This window comes from Streptomyces sp. SP18BB07 (assembly GCF_036322545.1).
Classification (GTDB): Bacteria; Actinomycetota; Actinomycetes; order Streptomycetales; family Streptomycetaceae; genus Streptomyces; species Streptomyces deccanensis.
Genome location: NZ_JAQYWT010000340.1, coordinates 359,463 through 379,754, shown reverse-complemented (window position 1 = coordinate 379,754; position 20,292 = coordinate 359,463). Strand labels below are relative to the sequence as shown.

Genomic DNA, 20,292 nt, shown 5'->3' with positions numbered 1-20,292 from the left:
GAAACACTCCCCGTTTCGGCGTACATCCCCTGGCTGCACTCCGCCCCCGATTGCCCGTTGTTTCACGTGAAACACCGTCGGTCGCACGGCCGGTGGGCCATATCGACGTTTCACGTGAAACACACCTGGATGCCCGCCGTCGCCCAGGGCACATCGAGCAGTTCCAGCTCCTGGCCGGAACGAGCACCGCCCGGCGGTACGACGGCAAGGGCATCGGCGGTGGCGATGCCGCGGAGCATAGCGGGACCGTTGTAGTGCAGCGGCAGGGCGTCATCACCCCGCAGGCTGACGGGGACCAGCCGCGTGTCGTACGGGTGCCCGTGCACGCCCTCCCGCAGCGGCATCGTGTACGGCTCCGGGGCGGCACGCCCGGCGAGGGTCCGCAGCAGCGGCTCGGCGAGCGTGAACAGCCCGGACACGGCGGCCAGCGGGTTGCCGGGCAGCCCTACGAGATGCTGGTCCGGCTTGATCCGGGCCAGCAGCATGGGGTGGCCCGGGCGCACCTTCACCCCGTCGACGAGGAGTTCGGCCCCGACGCGGCGCAGGGTGGGATGGACATGGTCGACGGGTCCGGACGCCGTGCCGCCCGTGGTGACGATGAGCTCGGCGGAGGACTTCTTCACCGCCCGGTACAGGGCCTCGGCGTCGTCACCGAGGCGGCGTACGGCGGTGACCTCGGCGCCCAGCGCCCGGAGCCAGGAGGGCAGCATCGGGCCGAGGGCGTCCCGGATCGAGCCCTCGCGCGGGAGCCCCTCGGTGAGCAGTTCGTCGCCCAGGACGAGCAGTTCGACGCGCGGGCGGGGGAGCACGCTCAAGGTGTCGTACCCGGCGGCCGACGCGAGCCCGAGCGCGGCCGGGGTGATCTGCGTACCGAGCGGCAGCAGTTGGTCGCCGTTGCGGCACTCCTGGCCTCGGGGGCGGATGTCCTGCCCGTGCGCAAGGTCCCGGGTCGGGTGCAGTCGCCCCTTGTCGTCGGTGCGGCCGTGCTCGCTGCGCAGGACGGCGGTCGTGTCGGGCGGGATACGGGCGCCGGTGGCGATCCGGACCGCCTCCCCGTCCGTGAGCCGTACGGGCTCGGCGTGCCCCGCCAGAACGCCGTTCTCCCGTACCGCCCAGGGGCCGGGGCCCGCGACCGCCCAGCCGTCCATCGCGGAGGTGTCGAAGGAGGGGAGGTCGGTGAGGGCGGTGAGCGGGGCGGCGAGCACGAGGCCGAGGGCCTTGTCGACGGTGACCGACACGGGGGCCCGGCGTGCGGCCGAGCGGGCGGCGCGTTCGGCAACGGCCCGCGCCTCGGGCCAGGAGGTGGCCCGGTGGTGGGTGTCGTCCTTGACCCGGTGATGGCTGTCGTCCTTGCCCCGGTGCGGGTCGGCGTGACCTGCCCGTTCACGGTCCACACCCGCCGTCGTGGGGGTCTCGCGGGGGGAGGGGGGCTCGGCCTGCCCCCGGACGGGCCTGTCGTTGGCCACGGCCAGCGCCTCCTCCACGTCGAGTTCCTCGGCGTCCTGGGCGGTCATCCGGTGGCCGGACCGGTGTCCTGGCCGGCGCCGGGCCCGGGGTGGGGCTGGACCGCCGGGGCGGCTTCGGGCTCGGCGTCCGTCTCGGCCTCGGCAGTGGCCTCGTCGGCCCAGCGCAGGGCCAGGGCGGAGGCCTTGCGGGCGGCCTCGGTGACCGCCTCCGGGCCTCCCCCGGCCTTGGCGGCGGCGTAGCCGACGAGGAACGTGGTCAGCGGGGCGGCGGGCCGGGCCACGCTGTGGGCGGCGTCACGGGCGAGGTCGAGCAGCTCGGTGATGTCGACGTCGAGGTCGATCCCCAGCTCGTCCTTGACTGCGGAAATCCATTCATCCAACACGTGGCCATGCTCCCTGATCCGTGCGCGGGCGGCGGCGATGTCGTCCCAGGTGTCGCAGTCGAAGGACGCGAGCGGGTCGGTGATACGGGTGAGGCGCAGTGCGGCGGTCAGCCGCCGCAGGGGGAGCCCGGTGAGGCCGTCGTGCTCGGCGGCGAGCCGCGCGAGCTCACGGGTGAGGGACTCGGCCCGGTAGGCGGCCACAAGCGGCTGGTCACGGCCGTCGGGGTCGGTGACCAGAACGCCGTCGGCGGGCCCCTGGTCGGCCAGGAGGGCGTCGAGCAGCCGCCGTACCGTCCCCTCGTCCAGGAACGGCAGATCGGCGGAGAGGACGACGACGTACGGCGCGGTGGTGTGCCGGAGTCCGGCCCCCAGGGCGGCGAGGGGGCCGCCGCCGGGGGGTTCCTCACGGCTCCACAGCACGGGCCGCGCGGTGGGCCGGGGGTCGGCGACCACCACGGTCGTCCCGGCCCCGGCGCAGGCGCTCAGCACGCGGTCGAGCAGGGCCCGTCCGCCGACGCGCACGGCGGGCTTGTCCGTGCCGCCGAGCCGCCGGGCGGCGCCCCCGGCGAGCACGACGGCGTCGAACACTTCGGTACCGGGGTCGCCCGGGGGCTCGTACGCGGTCACCCTCCGAGTATGCGTGCCTTCACGATCACTGGGAACGCGGGGGAGGCCGCGCGTTCGGGGCCCGGAGGGGCCAGGGGCGCGGGGCAGCGAGGCCCGACGGCGCTCAGCGGCCGGGCCTGACGGCGCTCAACGGCCGGCCCGACGGCGCCCGGCGGCCCAGCCCGCCGGGCGAAGCCGGTGATCAGAGCGTGCGCAACAGCACCGCCGGCTGTTCGACGCAGTCCGCCACGTACCGCAGGAAGCCGCCGGCCGTGCCGCCGTCGCACACCCGGTGGTCGAAGGTGAGCGAGAGCTGCACGACCTGCCGTACCGCCAGCTCGCCCCCGTGCACCCAGGGCTTGGGGACGATGCGGCCGACGCCGAGCATGGCGGCCTCGGGGTGGTTGATGATCGGCGTGGAGCCGTCGACGCCGAACACGCCGTAGTTGTTCAGCGTGAAGGTGCCGCCGGTCAGCTGGCCGGGCGTCAGGGTGCCGGTGCGTGCCGCCTCGGTCAGCCGGGCGAACTCCGCGCCGAGCGACTCCGCGTTCCTGGTGTGCGCGTCCCGCACGACGGGGACGACCAGCCCTCGTTCCGTCTGCGCGGCGAACCCGAGGTGCACCTGCTCCAGCCGTACGACCTCGCGGGCGTCCATGTCGACCGTCGAGTTGAGCTCGGGGAAACGAGCCAGCGCGGCGGTGCAGATCCGGGCGAGCAACGCCAGGAGGGAGATCTTCGGGCCCCCGGCGGCGTTCATGGCCGTGCGGGCGTTCATCAGCTCCGTCGCGTCGGCGTCCACCCAGCAGGTCGCGTCCGGGATCTCGCGCCGGCTGCGGGAGAGTTTGTCGGCGACGGCGCCACGGACGCCACGGAGGGGGACACGGGTGCCGGCGGCCGCCGCCCCGGATGCGGTGGTGGGCCGAGTGGCGGGCACCGCGACGGGCCGTACAGCCGGTGCCTCCTGCGCCTTCGGCGCCGGGGCCGAGGGCGCGGCGGACCGCAGCGCGTGCTCCACGTCCGCCCTCAGGATCAGCCCCTGGGGCCCGGATCCCGTCAGTTGCCGCAGGTCGAGGCCGTTCTCGCGGGCGAGGCGGCGGACGAGCGGGGAGATGACCGGCACGGGTCCGTCCGCGCGGACCGGGCCGGTCACCGCGGCCGGCCCCGCGGGCACAGCCGCGGGAACAGTGTCGGGCACGGGCACCGGCGCGAAGGACTGCGCCGGCTCCCCCGGCCGCACCCTCCTGCGGCGTGCCGGAGGCGCTCCCGTGCCGTATCCGACCAGCACATTGCCGGAGCCCTCGTCCTTCGCGGCTCCGGCCGCGTCCGCGCGCCCGGCGGAACCGTCGGCGACCGGCGCTCCCACCGCCACCGTCAACAGTGGCGCTCCGACGGGCAGTTCCGTGCCCTCCTCGCCGAAGCGGGCGGTGACGACACCGCCGTAGGGGCAGGGGACCTCGACCATGGCCTTGGCCGTCTCGACCTCGACGACGGGCTGGTCGATCGCGACGACGTCCCCGACCTGGACGAGCCAGCGGACGATCTCGGCCTCGGTCAGCCCCTCACCGAGGTCGGGCAGCTTGAACTCCAGCACCTGAGCCATCAGTTCTCCGCCTCCCACTGCAGGCGCCCCACGGCGTCCAGGATCCGGTCGACGCCGGGCAGATGGTGGCGTTCCAGCATCGGCGGCGGGTAGGGGATGTCGAACCCGGCGACGCGCAGCACGGGCGCCTCCAGGTGGTGGAAGCAGCGCTCGGTCACGCGGGCCGCGATCTCGCCGCCCGGGCCGCCGTAGGAGCCGGACTCGTGCACGACGACCGCGCGGCCGGTCCGCCGTACCGACGCGGCGACCGTCTCGTCGTCGAAGGGCACCAGGGAACGCAGGTCCACGACTTCGAGGTCCCAGCCCTCGGCCGTGGCCGCCTCGGCGGCCTCCAGACAGACGGGCACGGACGGGCCGTAGGTGATGAGCGTGGCGCTGCGTCCGGCGCGGCGCACGACCGCCCGGCCGATCGGCTCGACACTCTGCGGTTCCTCGGGGTTCCAGGTGTCCTTCGACCAGTACAGGCGCTTGGGCTCCAGGAAGACGACCGGGTCGTCGGACGCGATGGCGGCGCGCAGCAGCCCGTAGGCGTCGGCGACGGTGGCGGGCGTGACCACATGGAGCCCCGGAGTCGCCATGTAGTACGCCTCGGAGGAGTCGCTGTGGTGCTCGACGCCGCCGATGCCGCCGCCGTACGGGACGCGGATGGTGATCGGCAGCGGCATGGCCCCGCGCGTGCGGTTGCGCATGCGGGCGACATGGCTGATGAGCTGCTCGAACGCCGGGTAGGCGAACGCGTCGAACTGCATCTCCACGACCGGCCGCAGCCCGTACATCGCCATGCCGACGGCGGTGCCGAGGATGCCCGCCTCGGCGAGCGGGGTGTCGGTGACGCGGTCCTCGCCGAACTCCTTCGCGAGGCCGTCGGTGACCCGGAAGACACCGCCGAGGGTGCCGACGTCCTCTCCCATGACGTGCACGGTGGGGTCGGCCGTCATGGCGTCGCGCAGCGCGCGGGTGAGCGCCTGCGCCATGGTGGCGGGCTTGAGCGCGACGGTGGTCATCGGTGCGCCCCTTCTTGCTCCGCCGCCAGCTCGGCCCGCAGCAGGGCCTCCTGCTCGCGCAGTTGCGGGGTGGGTTCGGCGTAGACGTGGGCGAAGAGGTCCATGGGGTCGAGGACCGGGTCCTGGTTCATGCGCTCGCGCAGGTCGGCCGCCATCGTCTCGGCGGCGTCGCGCGCGGCCCGGATGCCGTCCTCGTCGAGGAGTCCGCGCTCGGTCAGCTCGTGCTCCAGGAGCGTGATCGGGTCGTGCGCGCGCCAGGTCTCGACCTCGGCGTCGCCCCGGTAGCGGGTGGCGTCGTCGGCGTTGGTGTGGGCGTCGATGCGGTACGTCACCGCCTCGACCAGGGTGGGACCGCCGCCCGCGCGCGCGTGGGCCACGGCCTCGGCGAGCACCTGGTGCACGGCCGCCGCGTCGTTGCCGTCGACCAGGCGGCCCGGCATCCCGTAGCCGACGGCCTTGTGTGCCAGCGACGGGGCGGCGGTCTGTTTGGCGAGCGGCACGGAGATCGCGAAGCCGTTGTTCTGGACGAGGAAGACGACCGGGGCCTGCCAGACGGCGGCGAAGTTGAGGGCCTCGTGGAAGTCGCCCTCGCTGGTGCCGCCGTCGCCGACCAGGGCGAGCGCCACCACGTCGTCGCCCTTGAGGCGGGCGGCGTGCGCGAGCCCCACGGCGTGGGGGAGCTGGGTGGCGAGGGGGGTGCACAGGGGCGCGACGCGGTGCTCGTGCGGGTCGTAGCCGGTGTGCCAGTCGCCCCGCAGCAGGGTGAGCGCCTGGACGGGATCGAGGCCGCGGGCGACGGCGGCGAGCGTGTCGCGGTAGCTCGGGAAGAGCCAGTCCCGCTCTTCGAGGACCAGCGCGGCGGCGACCTCACAGGCCTCCTGGCCGGTGCTGGAGGGGTAGACGGCGAGCCTGCCCTGCTTGGTCAGGGCCGTGGCCTGCGTGTTGTAGCGGCGGCCGCGCACCAGCTCGGCGTAGAGCCGGCGCAGCAGCGCGGGGTCGGCGTCGGCGGCCGCGTCCGTGCCGAGCACGCGGTACGGCAGGGCGTCGGGCAGCAGCGGCGCGGGGTCCGTGCGGGGCTGCCAGGCGGGCGGCGGTGTCGGGCGGTACGCGCCCCGCTGCTCCATGACCGTCATACGGCACCTCCTCATGGGAGTGGCTCAGGGACGCGGCACGGCTGTGACGCGTCTCACCTACCGATTGTTCGGTCGTTGACGCATTTTGGCTACAGGCACCCTCAGGCTGTGGACAAACGGTTCTGCACAGCCTCAAATGAACGCAGTACGTCCATGATAGGGAGGCGGGGGCACATGGCACCTGAACAAATGGCCGAGCCGCCGGAGCACGGCCCGGCCCTGCCACCCCCTCGACCGCTGGACGCCATAGATCAGGACATCCTGCGCATGCTCCAGGCCGACGGCCGCGCCTCGATACGGTCCGTCGCCGAACGGGTCCACGTCTCTCGTGCCAATGCCTACGCGCGCATCAACCGCCTCATCGAGGACGGCGTGATCCGAGGCTTCGGGGCGCGCGTGAACCACGAGCGCGCCGGAAAGGGCACCTCGGCCTACATCACCCTCAAGATCGTGCAGAACTCGTGGCGCACGGTCCGCGACCAGCTGCGCCAACTGTCCGGTGCCGCCCACATCGCCCTCGTGGGCGGTGACTACGACGTCCTGCTCCTGGTCCACACCTCGGACAACAGGGCCCTGCGCGAGGTCGTTCTCACCAAGCTCCAGGCCATCCCGGAGGTGCTCAGCACCCGGACCCTGCTGGTGTTCGAGGAGGAGGACGTGGAACCGGACGGATGAGCGCAGGGCCCGGGCGTCCCACCTGGGCGCACGCGCTCCCGAAAGGCGCTCAGGCCGGCGCGCGCAGCCCCGTGAAGACCAGCTGGGCCACGGCTTCGGACACTTCCCGCTCGCCCATGCCCCGCCCGTCCGGCCGGTACCACTCCACGATCGAGTTGATCATCCCGAAGACCAGCCGGGTCGCGAGCCGCACCTCCACGTCGCCCCGGACGTCCCCGTCGGCCGCCGCGGCCTTCAGCAGCTCGGCGACCCGGTGGTCGAAGTCGCGCCGCCGCTCCAGCGCCCAGCGCTCGGTGTCCGTGTTGCCGCGCACCCGCAGCAGGAGGGTCACGTAGGGGAGTTCGTTCATGAGCACCTCGACCATGCGCCGCACGACGTGCTCCAGGCGCTCCACCGCCCGCCCCGCGCGCGCGGGTTCCTCGTCGAGGATCGCGAAGAGACCGTCCAGAGCGCGGCTGACGGCCCGGCGCAGCAGCTCCTCCTTGCCGGTGACGTGGTGGTATATCGACGACTTGGAGATACCGGCCGCCCTGGACAGGTGCTCCATGGACGTGCCGTCGTAGCCACGCTCGTTGAAGACCCGGACGGCGACGGACAGCAGCGTCTCCGGGGTGTAGGTGTCGCGCTTGGCGGTGGTCATGAGGAGGTGCCCTCCCGCTTGTCGGAGGCGTAGGCGTGGCGGTAGAGCGCCAGGGACGGCGCGTAGCGCCCGGACGGGTCGCGCAGGTGCAGATCGTCCAGGAGGGCGTACGCCCAGTTCCGGCCAAGCCTGCGGCTCCATTCGAAGGGCCCCAGCGGGTAGTTGACGCCCAGGCGCATCGCCGTGTCGATGTCCTCCTTGGTGGCCACGCCCTTGGCGACGGCGTCGTGCGCGAGGTCGATGATCCGCGCCACCGTGCGGGCCACGATCATGCCGGGGGCGTCCCCGATGACGCTGACGTCCTTCCCGAGCGCCTGGAAGAGACCGGTGGCCTCGGCGAGGGTCTGCGGCGAGGTGTCCTGGGAGGCGGAGAGCGCGATCCGGGTGGCCCTGCGGTAGTCCAGCGCCAGGTCGAAGTAGACGACGTCCCGGAACTCCACGGAGGTCTGTCCGTCGGCGAGGGCCAGCTGGCCGCCGCTGGGCAGGACGAGCCGGGTGCCGTGGTCCTCCTCGTCCTCGCGGACGGGGATGCCCGCCTCCCGGATCAGGGCGAGCAGGTCGGAGGCGGGCCCGAGGTCGCCCTCGACGACGACGTACGCGGGTGCCGTCACCGGTTCGGCGGTGTGCGGCTCGGGGCGCTCGGCGTCCTCGCTGTGGTCGTACCAGCCCTGCCCCGTCTTGCGGCCGAGCCGGCCGGACTCGACGAGCCGTCGCTGGGCCAGCGAGGGCGTGAAGCGCACGTCCTGGAAGAAGGCCTGCCAGACGGAGTGGGTGACGGACTCGTTGACGTCCTGCCCGATGAGGTCGGTCAGTTCGAAGGCGCCCATCCTGAAGCCGCCGCACTCCCGCAGGATCGCGTCGATGGTGACGGGTTCGGCCGCCTGCGACTCGTACACCGCGAAGGCCTCCGCATAGAACGGCCGTGCGATGCGGTTGACGATGAAGCCGGGGGTGTCCGCGCAGGCGACCGGCGTCTTGCCCCAGACGCGCGCCAGCTCGTACGCGCGCGTGGCCGACGTGACGTCGGTGGCGAACCCGGAGACGACCTCGACGAGGGGCAGCACCGGAGCGGGGTTGAAGAAGTGCAGGCCCACGAAACGGCCCGGGTTGCGCAGGGCACCGCCGATGGCCGTGACGGACAGGGAGGAGGTGTTGGTGGCGAGGAGGCAGTCCTCGCCGACGATGTCCTCCAGCGCGCGGAACAGCTCCTGCTTGACGTCGAGCCGCTCCAGGACCGCCTCGACGACGAGGCCGCAGTCCGCGAGGTCGGTGAGGCTCTCGGCGGCGTGCAGCCGGGCACGCGCGGAGTCCCGGTCCGCGCCGGCCATACGGTCCTTCGCGACGAGCCGGTCGAGCCGGGCGCCGATCGCCTCGGCGGCCTCCCGGGCGCGACCGGGGACGGCATCGAACAGTCGTACGGGGTGGCCGGCGACCAACGCGACCTGGGCGATGCCCTGGCCCATGGTGCCGGCGCCGACGACGGCCACGGGGCTGCTGAGGTCGAGTGCTGTCATGTGCGCGATCCTCCCGCACGGGGTTGTCCACAGATGCGGCGGACCCCCTTGTCCCGACCGATCGTTCGGTTACTCTAACTCTGTCCGCCTGTTCCTGCCCAGGTCAGAGCTCGACGAAGAGCCTCTGACGTGAGGAGTTGGTCAAGCATGGCCGCCGAACCGTCCGCGCACGCCCTGATCGCCAAGCACCGGCCCACTCTCGACCAGGCCCTGGAAGCGATCCGCACCCGCGCGTACTGGTCGCCCCACCCCGAGCACCCCAAGGCGTACGGCGAGAACGGCAGCCTGGGCCTGGCCGAGGGCAAAGCCGCCTTCGACGCCCTCCTCGGCACCCGCCTCGACCTCGGCCAGCCCGGCACCGACGACTGGGTGGGCGGCGAGACCTCCCCGTACGGCATCGAGCTGGGTGTCACCTACCCGCACCCGGACGTCGACGCGCTGCTGCCCGCCATGAAGACCGGCCAGCGCGCGTGGCGCGACGCGGGCGCGGAGGCGCGCGCGGCGGTGTGCCTCGAGATCCTCAAGCGGATCAGCGACCGCACCCACGAGTTCGCCCACGCGGTCATGCACACCAGCGGCCAGGCCTTCATGATGGCGTTCCAGGCTGGCGGCCCGCACGCCCAGGACCGAGGCATGGAGGCTGTGGCCTACGCGTACGCGGAGCAGGTCCGCACCCCGGACGAGGCGGCGTGGAGCAAGCCCCAGGGCAAGCGCGACCCCCTCACGCTCACCAAGCGGTTCAAGCCGGTCCCGCGCGGGATCTCCCTGGTCATCGGCTGCAACACCTTCCCCACGTGGAACGGCTACCCGGGCCTGTTCGCCTCCCTCGCCACGGGCAACGCGGTCCTGGTGAAGCCCCACCCGCGCGCGGTGCTGCCGCTCGCGCTCACGGTCCAGGTCGCCCGCGAGGTCCTCGCCGAGAGCGGCTTCGACCCCAACCTGGTCGCGCTGGCCGCGGAGCGCCCCGGCGAGGGCATCGCCAAGGACCTGGCGACCCGCCCCGAGATCCGCATCATCGACTACACCGGCTCCACGTCCTTCGGCGACTGGCTGGAGGCCAACGCCCGCCAGGCGGAGGTCTACACGGAGAAGGCCGGCGTCAACACGGTGCTCGTCGACTCCACCGACGGCTACAAGGGCATGCTCTCCAACCTGGCCTTCTCCCTGTCCCTGTACAGCGGCCAGATGTGCACCACCCCGCAGAACCTGCTCATCCCCCGCGACGGCATCACCACCGACGAGGGCGCCAAGTCCTACGACGAGGTCGTCGCCGATCTCGCCAAGTCGATCGGCGGCCTGCTCGGCGACGACGCGCGCGCGAACGCACTGCTCGGCGCGATCGTGAACCCCGACGTCAAGGCCCGCCTCGAAGCCGCCGCCTCACTCGGCGAAGTCGCGCTCCCCTCGCGGGAGGTCACCCACCCCGAGTTCCCGGACGCGGTCGTCCGCACGCCGGTGATCGTGAAGCTCGACGGCGCCCGGAAGTACTGGGAGCGGACCGACGACGAAGCCGCGTACATGAGCGAGTGCTTCGGGCCGGTGGCGTTCGCCGTCGCGGTCGACTCGGCGACGGACGGACTGGACCTGCTGCGCCGGACCATCGCCGAGAAGGGCGCGATGACCGTCGGCGCGTACACGACCTCCGACGAGGTGGCCGAGGCCGTCGAGGAGGTCTGCCTGGAGGAGTGCGCGCAACTGTCGCTGAACCTCACGGGCGGGATCTACGTGAACCAGACCGCGGCGTTCTCGGACTTCCACGGCTCCGGCGGAAATCCGGCGGCCAACGCGGCGCTGTGCGACGGGGCGTTCGTCGCCAACCGCTTCCGGGTGGTGGAGGTCCGGCGCGAGGACTAGAGGCACGCGCCCCTGGGGGCGCTCCCCTAGGGGGCGCTCCCTCGACGTTGCGTCAGCAGGAACCCGCGCTCCAGTGGTACAGCGTCATCGCCACGCTCGTCGCCAGGTTGTAGCTGGAGACCTGGGGACGCATCGGGAGCGAGAGCAAGTGGTCGGCGCGGGCGCGCAGTTCGGTGGAGAGACCGCTGCGTTCGGAACCGAAGGCCAGGACGGCGTCGTCCGGGAGCTTCAGCCCCCGGATGTCGTCGCCCTCGGGGTCGAGCGCGAAGAGGGGGCCCGGGGGCAGATCGGCCACGGTCAGGCGCTCGACGGCGGTCGCGAAGTGCAGCCCCGCCCCACCGCGCACAACGGTGGGGTGCCAGGGATCCATGGTGCCCGTGGTGACCACACCGGTCGCGCCGAAACCGGCCGCCAGCCGGATCACGGCTCCCGCGTTGCCCAGGTTGCGCGGGTTGTCCAGGACGACGACCGGGGCGGTACGCGGCGTGCGGGCGAGCGCGGCCAGATGCGCCTCGCGCGAGGGGCGTACGGCCAGGGCGGCGACGGCGGTGGGGTGCGGACGCGCCACGAGGGCCCGGTACGTCTCCTCCGGGACCTCCTGGAGGACACCCGCAAGCAGGTCGCGGACGTCCGGGGCCAGGTCGTCGGCGAGGGCGAGCGCCACCGCGCGGTCCACGGTGACGGCCACCGGCACGTCGGCGCCGAAGCGCACGGCGTGCTTGAGGGCGTGGAAACCGTCGAGCAGGACGGCGGTGTCGACGAGGCGGCGCCAGGCCCGCACAGGGTCGCCGCCCGGACGCGTGTGCGATCCGCCCACGGGGGCGACGGCCGGTCCGGCTGCCGGCGCAGCCACCGGTCCGTCCGCTGGTGCGGTCACCGGATCGTTCATGCGGTGAAGCCTACGTGGGGCTGCTCGGTCGCCCCGTTCTCCTGCGTCCTCTGCGTCCTCTGCGTCCTCTGCGTCTTCTGCTTCTCCCGCTTCTCCTGCGTCTCCTGGGCGAGCGGAGGTTGGCCCGGGGCGCGCGGGCCCGGGATCCTGCGGTCGCTCCCCGGCGGCACACGACGCACGACGCGGTCACGCGCCCGGGCCACCAAGCCCCCCAGACGCTTCAGGAAGGACGTCGGCAGGAAGACGGCGTCGGCGGCGATCATCGCGAGGGAGAAGAACGGCAGCCCCAGCACGACGGCGATCACGGCGTGCTCGGTCATCATGACCGCCAGCAGGACGTTCTTGACCCGCCGGTTGAAGAGCGTGAACGGGAACGCGACCTGCACGATCACCGTCCCGTACGTCACCAGCATGATCATCGTGCCGCTGGACGACATCAGGTCGGAGAGCGTGCCCCAGGGCGAGAAGTAGTCCAGGTGGAACGGGTAGTAGGCGGCCGTGCCGTCCTGCCAGCGAGAGCCCTGGACCTTGTACCAGCCGGCCGCCGCGTAGATCAGACACGCCTCGGCCATGATCACGACCAGGGCGGCGTTGTGTGCGAGGTTGCCGACGATGTCGAGCAGCGCACGCGGCTTGGTGTCCGCCTCGATGCGGCCGGCGACCCACCACAGGCCTTGCACCGCCCACAGCCCCCAGAAGAACGTGAGCCAGCCGCCCAGCAGGCCCCCGGGGATCAGCCCGCCGAACGTCGACACCAGCAGCGCGAAGCCGAGCACACACCACAGGACGGGGCCGACCACGTCCTCCTGCGCTCGGCCGTCCCGCTTCAGGCGCTCGCGCACGCGCCGTGTGCGCCGTGCGTCCAGTGACCAGACCTGGGCACAGCGGACGAAGACCAGATAGATCGCCATGAGGTGGATGACGTTGTCGCCGCCGTCCCCCATGAAGACACTGCGGTTCTGCAGCGAGAGGACGCCCACCATGAACAGGACACTCACGGCGCGGGTGCGCCAGCCGAGCAGCAGCAGGAAGGTCGACAGGATGGCGACGGCGTAGACGATCTCGAACCACACCATGCTGTCGGACCACATGAGCACCGTGAAGGCGTCGTTGTCCGCGATCAGTCGCTGGGCCAGCTCCCAGCTCCAGGGCCCGTCGGGGCCGTACAGCTCGCGCCGGTGCGGGAACTCGCGCAGCAGGAAGAGCAGCCAGGTCGCGGAGAAGCCGATACGGATGATCGCGGTCTGGTACGGGCCCAGCGCACGATCGGTGACACGGGTGATGCCGTTGCCTGTCGCCGCGACGAGTCGCCCCAGAGGGCTCACCGGCGGAACCGGGTGGGGCGGGCTCATGGAAGTCATCCGGCGCTCGCCTCCGTCCGACCGGTGACGGCCCGGTCACCACCGGCCGCGTCGGCCGCGTCGGCGGCGGCGTCGGCGTCCGTCCGGTCGTCGTCGGTCACCGACCACCAGGGCAGCTCACGGACGACGGGCTTGTCGGACACCTTTTCCTCGCTCCACTCGGGCGGCTGCACATTGGTGGTACGGGACCGGAGCTGGATCCGCTCGATCTCACCGCCGGCGCCACCGGCCTGCTCACGGTCGAGGCGCATCACGACGATGCGGCGCACATAGCGCTCGGACAGATCGCCGCGTGACGAGGTGGCGCGGTGCTCGCCGTCATGTGTGGCGGTGTAGAAGTCCCAGGCCCGGCGCAGTTCGTTCTGCTGGGTGTGGCTCGGCACCGGATTGCGGTCGATCGCGGCGCCGTCCAGCGCGGACAGGTCGTACCAGCCGGTCGTGCTCACCTCACCGTCAGCGGTACGGACCTCGGCGCGTGCCTGCACCGCGATGTTCTGCTGCAGCGGGTTGGGCGCGAACAGCTTCCAGTTCTGCTCGAACTCCGGATAGACCCACTCGTCCACCGCCCCGCCGTGCTGCTTCGTCAGCGTGTTCGAGGGCGCTATGTGCAGAAACACCAGCCCGAGGTGCGCGCAGGTCGCCACCGCCACGATCGCGAGCACCAGCGCCACGGCGATCTGGTACGGCAGGGTCAGCGAGGCGATACCGGACACCGGCTGAGCCGGCCGGGCTATCTGCTCTGGTCGCGATCCGAGGGACGGCTCCTCCGGCGCTCCCACCGGTGGTCCCGATGACGGATCCGGTGGTCCCGATGACGGATCCGGTGGTGGCAGCGCCGAGGGTGCCGTGGACGCAGCCGTGTTCGCCGAGGTCGCGTCGCTCTCGGGCTCGTCCGGCCCTCGCCGGGCGTTCGAGACCTCGTCGTTCGCGTCCATTGCGCCCAGCTCCCCGATTTCCACTACCCGGTCGACTTCCCCACGGGAACTTACTCAGCCGCGTTCCTCCGGCACAGCCCCGATGGCCACAGCAGTCACATCGTCACACCGCTCACACGGCACCCATGAGGTTATCCACAGCGGGGGACACCTTACGGCGCGGTGTGGTCCGCCTCTCTTCTGAAGGCTGCCCCGGCTCTCTTCTGAAGGCTGCCCCGGCCGCGCCATTCCCTTCTTCTAGAACCTGTTCTATCTTGACGCCCCGTCAACGGCGACACGGAAGGGGCGGGACCGTGGACTTCACGTTCACCGAGGAGCAGCAGGCGGCGGCCGAAGCGGCGAGGGCGGTGTTCGCCGGGGTCGCGCCGGACGGTGTGCCCAGCCCGTCGCTCGTGCCGGGGGCGGTGGCCGACGACTTCGACCGGGCCCTGTGGGCGAAGCTCGCCGACGCGGACCTGCTGAGCCTGTTGCTCGACCCCGCGTACGGAGGGTCGGGGCTCGATCCGATCGCCCTGTGCCTGGTGCTGCGCGAGTCGGCGAAGGCGCTGGCCAGGGGCCCCCTGCTGGAGAGCAGCGCCGCCTCCGTGGCCGTGCAGGCCCACGGGAGCGAGGAGCTGAGGGCGGAGTTGCTCGCGCGCGTCGGCAGGGGCGAGGTCGTCCTGACCGTCGCCGCGCACGGCCGCACCGGCCACGATCCGGCCGAACTCGCCGTGACCGCCCGCCGGGACGAAGGCGGCGTCTGGGTCCTGGACGGCATGCAGACGGCGGTGCCCTGGGCCCACAACGCGGAATTCATCCTCGTCCCCGCGACGGTCGCACCGGAGTCGGTCACCCCCGACGTCTCCGCGGAACGAGCCGGCGGAAGCGTGGGAAGCGGCGGAGCCGAGGGAATTGGCGGAACCGGCGGAGCCATCGCAGCCGAGCAGGACGCGGTCGCGGCCGCCGACGGCCGGGCCGTACTCGCCCTCGTCCCCCGCCTCCACGAGGGGGTGACGCTCGCCGAGCAGATCTCCACCACCGGTGAACGGCTCGCGGAGCTGCGCCTGGACACGGCACGCGTCGCCAGCCGGAATGTCCTCGACGCAGAGGGGGCATGGGAACGGCTACGGGACCTGCTGACCACCGGCACATGCGCGCTCGCGCTCGGCCTGGGTGACAGGGTCCTCGCCATGACCAGCGAATACGCCGGCAAACGCGAACAGTTCGGCTTCCCGATCGCCTCGTTCCAGGCCGTCGCCGTTCAGGCCGCCGACCGCTTCATCGACCTGCGCGCGATGGAGGCGACGCTGTGGCAGGCCGCCTGGCGCATCACCTCCGGCGCGGGAGGCGCGCTGCCCGCCTCCGGAGATGTCGCCGTGGCCAAGATCTGGGCCTCGGAGGGCGTACGGCGGGTCGTGCAGACCGCACAGCATCTGCACGGGGGCTTCGGCGCCGACGTCGACTACCCTCTGCACCGCTATCACGCCTGGGCCAAGCATCTCGAACTGTCACTCGGCCCCGCGGCGGCCCACGAGGAGGCCCTCGGGGACCTTCTGGCGGCACATCCCTTGGGCTGACCGCCTCGTTCCCTAGAGAACGAAGCCCGCCCCGCCCTGGTCGTCCACCACCGGACGACCGGCGGCCGCCCACACCTGCATGCCGCCGTCGACGTTCACGGCGTCGATGCCCTGCTGGACGAGGTAGTTGGTGACCTGCGCCGATCGTCCGCCCGAGCGGCAGATCACGTGGACCCTGCCGTCCTGCGGCGCCGCCTCGGTGAGCTCACCGTAACGCGCCACGAACTCACTGATGGGGATGTGCAGCGCCCCTTCTGCATGACCCGCCTGCCACTCGTCGTCCTCCCGGACGTCCAGCAGGAAGTCGTCGTCCTTGAGGTCTCCGACCTCGACCGTGGGCACACCCGCTCCGAAATGCATGCGTCCGACGCTACCCGACCGACCGGCCGACAACCGAGGCCCTCGCCAACCGAGCCAGCCGACCGCCCTCCTACAACCGCCTCACCGCTCCGCGCGCCCCAAGCGCTCCAAGCGCTTCAACCGCCCTGACGACCCCGGCCTCCCTGACCCGCCTAACCCGCCTAACCCGCCTAACCCGCCTAACCCGCCTAACCCGCCTAACCCGCCTAACCCGCCTGACCCGCCTGGCCACCGTGACTGTCCTGGCCGATCAGCCCCGCCAGCTCCGCCTCCCGCTGTTCGACCTCCGCCAGCAGCTGGTCGGCGATCTCGTCGAGCAGGCGGTCGGGGTCGTCCGGCGCGAGGCGGAGCATCGACCCGATGGCGCCCTCTTCCAGCTCACGGGCGAGGAGTGCGAGAAGCTCCTTGCGCTGGGCGAGCCATTCCAGCCGGGCGTACAGCTCCTCGGCGCGACTCGGCCTGCGCTCCTCCGGCACCGGCCCGGCCGCCCACTCCTCGGACAGCTCCCGCAACAGCACCTCGTCACCACGGCCGTACGCAGCGTTCACCCGGGCTATGAACTCGTCACGCCGTTCCCGCTCCTTGTCGTCCCGCGCCAGGTCGGGGTGGGCCTTGCGCACCAGTTCGCGGTAGAGCCTGCGGGCCTCGTCACTCGGGCGCACCCGCTCCGGGGACCGTACGGGCTGGTCGGTGAGCATGGCCGCCGCCTCCGGGAACAGGCCCTCCGAGTCCATCCAGCCGTGGAACAACTCCTCCACGCCCGGCATGGGCATGACCCGGGCTCGCGCTTCCTGAGCCTTGCGCACGTCCTCGGGGTCCCCGGTGCGTGCCGCCTTCGCCTCGGCGATCTGGGCGTCCAGCTCGTCCAGCCGCGCGTACATGGGGCCGAGCTTCTGGTGGTGCAACCGGGAGAAGTTCTCGACCTCGACCCGGAAGGTCTCCACGGCGATCTCGTACTCGATCAACGCCTGCTCGGCCGCCCGCACGGCCCGCTCCAACCGCTCCTCGGGCCGCCCCGCGCCCGCGCCCCCGCCGTGGCCCTCACCGTCGGAAGACACCTGGCCCCCATCAGACATCGGAGCCTCAGCAGACACCGGCGTCTCAGCAGAGTCGCCCTCGGCGGACGACGTACTTTCGCCGGGCTCGGTGCCCGTGTGCGCGTCGGGCTCCGCGCTCTCCACGGGCTCGGTGGAGCGCTCGGACGGTGTCTGGTCGGCTTCCGGGGTCGTCACCCGACCCAGCCTAGGCCACGCCTCCCGGCCACACCGAAAGCCACCGGACGCCTGGCCCTCGCGCATCCATGCGAACCCCGACCATCCCTGGCCGCCCCCTCCGACCGCCCCCTGGTCACTCTCTCCGGCCGCCTCCCCTGATCGCTCCCTTCCGCCGCTCCCGTGGCCGCACCCCTGAGAACCCCCGACCCCTCAGACCCCGACCCCTCAGACCCCGACTCCTCAGACCCCCGTCTCCGCCGCGATCCGCCCTGCCCGCACCGCCGCCACCAGCTCCGCGTGGTCCGCCTCCGTGCGGTCCGCATAGGTGACGGCGAACGTGGCCGTCGCCTCGTCGAGTTCGTCGTTCTTGCCGCAGTAGCCGGCGAGGAGCCGGGGGTCGGCGCTGTGGGCGTGGGCGCGGGCGAGAAGGGCGCCGGTCATGCGGCCGTAGTCGTCGATCTGGTCGGCGGCCAGGGCGGCGGGGTCGACACTGCCCTTGCGGTTGCGGAACTGGCGTACCTGGAAGGGGAGTCCGTCGACCGTGGTCCAGCCCAGCAGCATGTCGCTGACGACCTGCATGCGCTTCTGGCCGAGGACCACCCGGCGCCCCTCGTGATCCACCTCCGGCACCTCGAAGCCGACGGTCGCGAGGTGCGGCACGAGCGCCGACGGACGGGCCTCCTTCACCTGGAGGACGAGCGCTTCACCGCGGTGGTCCAGGAGCAGCACGACGTACGAGCGGGTGCCCACACTGCCGGTACCGACCACGCGGAACGCCACGTCCTGCACGGCGTACCGGGCGAGCAGCGGGTGGCGGTCCTCCGAGAGCGTGGTCAGGTACTGCGTCAGGGAGGTGGCCAAGACGGCGGCCTCCTCGTCGTCCACACGGCGCAGCACCGGCGGGGCGTCCACGAAGTGGCGGCCGCCGCCCTCCACCTGGCGGGTCGACTTGGCCGCGAACCGGCCGCTGGTGTTGGCGCGCGCCTTCTCCGCCACCCGCTCCAGCGTGCCCAGCAGGTCGTGCGCGTCCGTGTGGGAGACCAGTTCCTCGTCCGCGATGGCGTTCCACGCGTCGAGTGCCGAGAGCTTGGCGAGCAACCGCATGGTGCGCCGGTAGGCGCCCGTCGCGTCGTACGCAGCCTTGCGGCAGACGTCCTCGTCGGCGCCGGCCTCACGGCCGGCAAGCACCAGTGAGGCGGCGAGGCGCTTGAGGTCCCACTCCCAGGGACCGTGCACGGTCTCGTCGAAGTCGTTGAGGTCGATGACGAGTTCCCCGCGGGCGTCCCCGTACAGGCCGAAGTTGGCCGCGTGGGCGTCGCCGCAGATCTGCGCGCCGATGCCGGTGATGGGCGTACGGGCCAGGTCATGGGCCATGAGGCCCGCCGAGCCGCGCAGGAACGCGAAGGGGGTGGCCGCCATCCTGCCGACTCGTATCGGAGTGAGCTCGGGAATCCGGCCGCGATTGGACTCCTCGACCGCGGAGACCGCGTCCGGCCGGTCCGTGGTGAGCGTGAGGTCCGCGTGCGCGCTGCGGGGCACCCGTGTGCGCAGCGCCTTGCCCTCGTCCTTGGGCGACCCCACCGCGGGCCACTCGGCGAACCCCGTCACCGCCGGAACCCGCACACCGGCCGACCGCGCCACCGTCGCCGCCCCGGCCCGCCCGGCTGCTGCCGACCCCGGCTCGGCTCCCGTTCCCGTCGTCATCGCACCGACCTCGGTCACAGCGACCGCCTCCCCCGCACCCGTCCACGCACGAACATCAACTCGTGACGACGGTACAGCCGGGGGCCGAAACGCGTCAGACCCTGTGGACAACTCCGCGTCGCGCCTGTCCACGCCTGTGGAAAACCGGTGTTGCCCGCCGCTCCACTACCGTGCCGACCCCGCGCACGGCCAGCTCTGCGGCAGATGGACCAGGGCCCAGTCCTTGAGCTCCTTGAGCGCGGGTTCCAGCGCCGCCCCGGCCGCTGTCAGCCGGTAGGTGACACGCAGCGGCGGCCCTTCGTCGACCTCGCGCACCACCAGACCCGCCGCGCCGAGCTCGCTGAGCCGGTCGGAGAGCATCCGCTCGCTGATCCCGGGGATCGCCCTGCGCAGATCGACGAAGTGCGCGGGATGCGGCATCAGCACGGCCACGATCAGCCCCGTCCACCGCTTGCCGAGCAGGGCGAACACCCGGGTGATGCCGTCGTCGACCTGTTGGCACGGCCCGGCGCCGTGGATGTCCCGCTGCTGCTCCGCCATGACGCAAGGGTACCGGCCCGTTCGTATGTGGATGAAAAAAAGTAAGTGACTGTGTTATTTGTAGTCGAGTACGAAAACGAAGCCACTTCTCTGGGAGTCACTCATGGCTACGCTGCTGCACCTCGACTCGTCCGTGTTCCCCGCCGCCGCCTCGACGTCGCGCGCGGTGACGGAGACCTTCCGCAAGGCCTGGGAGGCGCAGCACCCGGACGGCACGGTGATCTACCGCGACCTGCACGCCGATCCCGTGCCGCACCTGGGCGCCGACGCGCACACCGCCGGCTTCACCGACCCGGCCGCACGCACCCCGGAACAGGCCGCCGCCTTCGCGGCGCGGGAGAAGCTCATCGTGGAGCTGGAGGAGGCGGACGCGATCCTCATCGGCGCGCCCATGTACAACTTCTCGATCCCGTCCACCCTCAAGGCATGGCTGGACAACGTGCTCCTCATCGGCCGCACCGCCATGAACCCGGACTCGAAGACGAACGGAACCCCGGTCACGGTCGTCGCCAGCCGCGGCGGCTCCTACGCTCCCGGCACCCCGCGCGAGTCGATGGAGTACGTGCAGAACTACCTGACGGCTGTCCTCTCCGACGCCCTCGGCCTGGACGTCGACTTCATCGTCCCGGAGCTCACGATGGCCCCGCACAACCCCGCGATGAGCGAGCTGATCCCGCTCTCGGAGGCCTCCCGTGCCAAGGCTCTCGACGACGCGGTCGTCAAGGCCAAGAGCCTGGCCGACCGCCTCGCCGCCTAAGCCCTCCCGGAGAACACGAGGGGCGGCCACCCCGCCCGGGGAGCGGCCGCCCTTGCCGTCGAGCCTCCGTGACCACCCGCGTCGCGCCCGCGCACGTGGAA

18 protein-coding genes are annotated in these 20,292 nt (G+C 72.2%); 4 read left to right on the top strand and 14 right to left on the bottom strand.

What is annotated here, in order from left to right; all coding sequences use genetic code 11:
* Nucleotides 1-110: 110 nt before the first annotated feature.
* The 5 genes from PUR53_RS29810 to pdhA all read right to left on the bottom strand — a co-directional run bounded on the left by PUR53_RS29810 (nucleotide 111) and on the right by pdhA (nucleotide 6,192).
* On the bottom strand, nucleotides 111-1,514 hold the full coding sequence (locus PUR53_RS29810; protein WP_329910218.1) for a molybdopterin molybdotransferase MoeA: 1,404 nt from the start codon (nucleotides 1,512-1,514) through the stop codon (nucleotides 111-113).
* Nucleotides 1,511-2,476, bottom strand: a complete 966-nt coding sequence (locus PUR53_RS29805; RefSeq protein ID WP_329901782.1) for an NTP transferase domain-containing protein — start codon at nucleotides 2,474-2,476, stop codon at nucleotides 1,511-1,513. Before PUR53_RS29805 ends, PUR53_RS29810 begins: the two co-directional genes overlap by 4 nt.
* A 181-nt stretch (nucleotides 2,477-2,657) precedes the next feature.
* Nucleotides 2,658-4,055 (bottom strand): dihydrolipoamide acetyltransferase family protein, encoded by a 1,398-nt coding sequence (locus tag PUR53_RS29800; protein WP_329910217.1) that lies wholly within the window; start codon nucleotides 4,053-4,055, stop codon nucleotides 2,658-2,660.
* A complete protein-coding gene (locus PUR53_RS29795; RefSeq protein WP_329901784.1) occupies nucleotides 4,055-5,059 on the bottom strand; it encodes an alpha-ketoacid dehydrogenase subunit beta in 1,005 nt (334 codons plus the stop codon). The genes PUR53_RS29800 and PUR53_RS29795 overlap by 1 nt, the downstream gene beginning before the upstream one ends.
* Complete coding sequence (gene pdhA, locus PUR53_RS29790; protein ID WP_239755883.1) at nucleotides 5,056-6,192, bottom strand: pyruvate dehydrogenase (acetyl-transferring) E1 component subunit alpha; 1,137 nt, start codon at nucleotides 6,190-6,192, stop codon at nucleotides 5,056-5,058. Before pdhA ends, PUR53_RS29795 begins: the two co-directional genes overlap by 4 nt.
* A gap of 189 nt (nucleotides 6,193-6,381) precedes the next feature.
* Between pdhA and PUR53_RS29785 the strand changes: the two genes are divergently transcribed.
* Nucleotides 6,382-6,867 (top strand): Lrp/AsnC family transcriptional regulator, encoded by a 486-nt coding sequence (locus tag PUR53_RS29785; RefSeq protein ID WP_239760436.1) that lies wholly within the window; start codon nucleotides 6,382-6,384, stop codon nucleotides 6,865-6,867.
* A 49-nt stretch (nucleotides 6,868-6,916) separates the two neighbouring features.
* On the opposite strand, the gene PUR53_RS29780 is transcribed toward PUR53_RS29785, so the two are convergent.
* Nucleotides 6,917-7,507 carry a TetR/AcrR family transcriptional regulator gene (locus tag PUR53_RS29780; RefSeq protein ID WP_329901785.1) on the bottom strand — a complete coding sequence of 197 codons (591 nt, stop codon included), beginning with the start codon at nucleotides 7,505-7,507 and terminating at the stop codon, nucleotides 6,917-6,919.
* Complete coding sequence (locus PUR53_RS29775) at nucleotides 7,504-9,021, bottom strand: 3-hydroxyacyl-CoA dehydrogenase (RefSeq protein ID WP_329910216.1); 1,518 nt, start codon at nucleotides 9,019-9,021, stop codon at nucleotides 7,504-7,506. The genes PUR53_RS29780 and PUR53_RS29775 overlap by 4 nt, the downstream gene beginning before the upstream one ends.
* Before the next feature lie 147 nt (nucleotides 9,022-9,168).
* Here PUR53_RS29775 and paaN point away from each other — a divergent pair, with 147 nt between their 5' ends.
* Nucleotides 9,169-10,875, top strand: a complete 1,707-nt coding sequence (paaN, locus tag PUR53_RS29770) for a phenylacetic acid degradation protein PaaN (RefSeq protein WP_329910215.1) — start codon at nucleotides 9,169-9,171, stop codon at nucleotides 10,873-10,875.
* Between the two features lie 52 nt (nucleotides 10,876-10,927).
* Here paaN and PUR53_RS29765 read toward each other — a convergent pair whose 3' ends face one another.
* The 3 genes from PUR53_RS29765 to PUR53_RS29755 are packed head-to-tail and all read right to left on the bottom strand — an operon-like array spanning nucleotide 10,928 to nucleotide 14,060.
* Nucleotides 10,928-11,764, bottom strand: a complete 837-nt coding sequence (locus tag PUR53_RS29765) for a TrmH family RNA methyltransferase (RefSeq protein WP_329910214.1) — start codon at nucleotides 11,762-11,764, stop codon at nucleotides 10,928-10,930.
* On the bottom strand, nucleotides 11,761-13,116 hold the full coding sequence (locus tag PUR53_RS29760) for an HTTM domain-containing protein (protein WP_329910290.1): 1,356 nt from the start codon (nucleotides 13,114-13,116) through the stop codon (nucleotides 11,761-11,763). Before PUR53_RS29760 ends, PUR53_RS29765 begins: the two co-directional genes overlap by 4 nt.
* Before the next feature lie 5 nt (nucleotides 13,117-13,121).
* Nucleotides 13,122-14,060 carry a DUF5819 family protein gene (locus tag PUR53_RS29755; protein WP_329910213.1) on the bottom strand — a complete coding sequence of 313 codons (939 nt, stop codon included), beginning with the start codon at nucleotides 14,058-14,060 and terminating at the stop codon, nucleotides 13,122-13,124.
* Between the two features lie 293 nt (nucleotides 14,061-14,353).
* Between PUR53_RS29755 and PUR53_RS29750 the strand changes: the two genes are divergently transcribed.
* Entirely contained in the window at nucleotides 14,354-15,616 is a 1,263-nt protein-coding gene (locus PUR53_RS29750; protein ID WP_329910212.1) for an acyl-CoA dehydrogenase family protein, read from the top strand.
* 12 nt (nucleotides 15,617-15,628) lie between these two features.
* Here PUR53_RS29750 and PUR53_RS29745 read toward each other — a convergent pair whose 3' ends face one another.
* From PUR53_RS29745 to PUR53_RS29730, 4 genes are all read right to left on the bottom strand, one after another.
* Nucleotides 15,629-15,958: a rhodanese-like domain-containing protein gene (locus tag PUR53_RS29745; protein ID WP_329902019.1), complete on the bottom strand. Its 330-nt coding sequence runs from the start codon at nucleotides 15,956-15,958 to the stop codon at nucleotides 15,629-15,631.
* A gap of 224 nt (nucleotides 15,959-16,182) precedes the next feature.
* Nucleotides 16,183-17,208 carry a J domain-containing protein gene (locus PUR53_RS29740; protein ID WP_329910211.1) on the bottom strand — a complete coding sequence of 342 codons (1,026 nt, stop codon included), beginning with the start codon at nucleotides 17,206-17,208 and terminating at the stop codon, nucleotides 16,183-16,185.
* A 222-nt stretch (nucleotides 17,209-17,430) separates the two neighbouring features.
* Nucleotides 17,431-18,894, bottom strand: a complete 1,464-nt coding sequence (locus PUR53_RS29735) for a DUF2252 domain-containing protein (protein ID WP_329910289.1) — start codon at nucleotides 18,892-18,894, stop codon at nucleotides 17,431-17,433.
* A 165-nt stretch (nucleotides 18,895-19,059) separates the two neighbouring features.
* Nucleotides 19,060-19,434 carry a winged helix-turn-helix transcriptional regulator gene (locus PUR53_RS29730; protein WP_329910210.1) on the bottom strand — a complete coding sequence of 125 codons (375 nt, stop codon included), beginning with the start codon at nucleotides 19,432-19,434 and terminating at the stop codon, nucleotides 19,060-19,062.
* Nucleotides 19,435-19,537: 103 nt separating this feature from the next.
* Here PUR53_RS29730 and PUR53_RS29725 point away from each other — a divergent pair, with 103 nt between their 5' ends.
* Nucleotides 19,538-20,191 carry an FMN-dependent NADH-azoreductase gene (locus tag PUR53_RS29725; protein ID WP_329901793.1) on the top strand — a complete coding sequence of 218 codons (654 nt, stop codon included), beginning with the start codon at nucleotides 19,538-19,540 and terminating at the stop codon, nucleotides 20,189-20,191.
* Nucleotides 20,192-20,292: the final 101 nt, after the last annotated feature.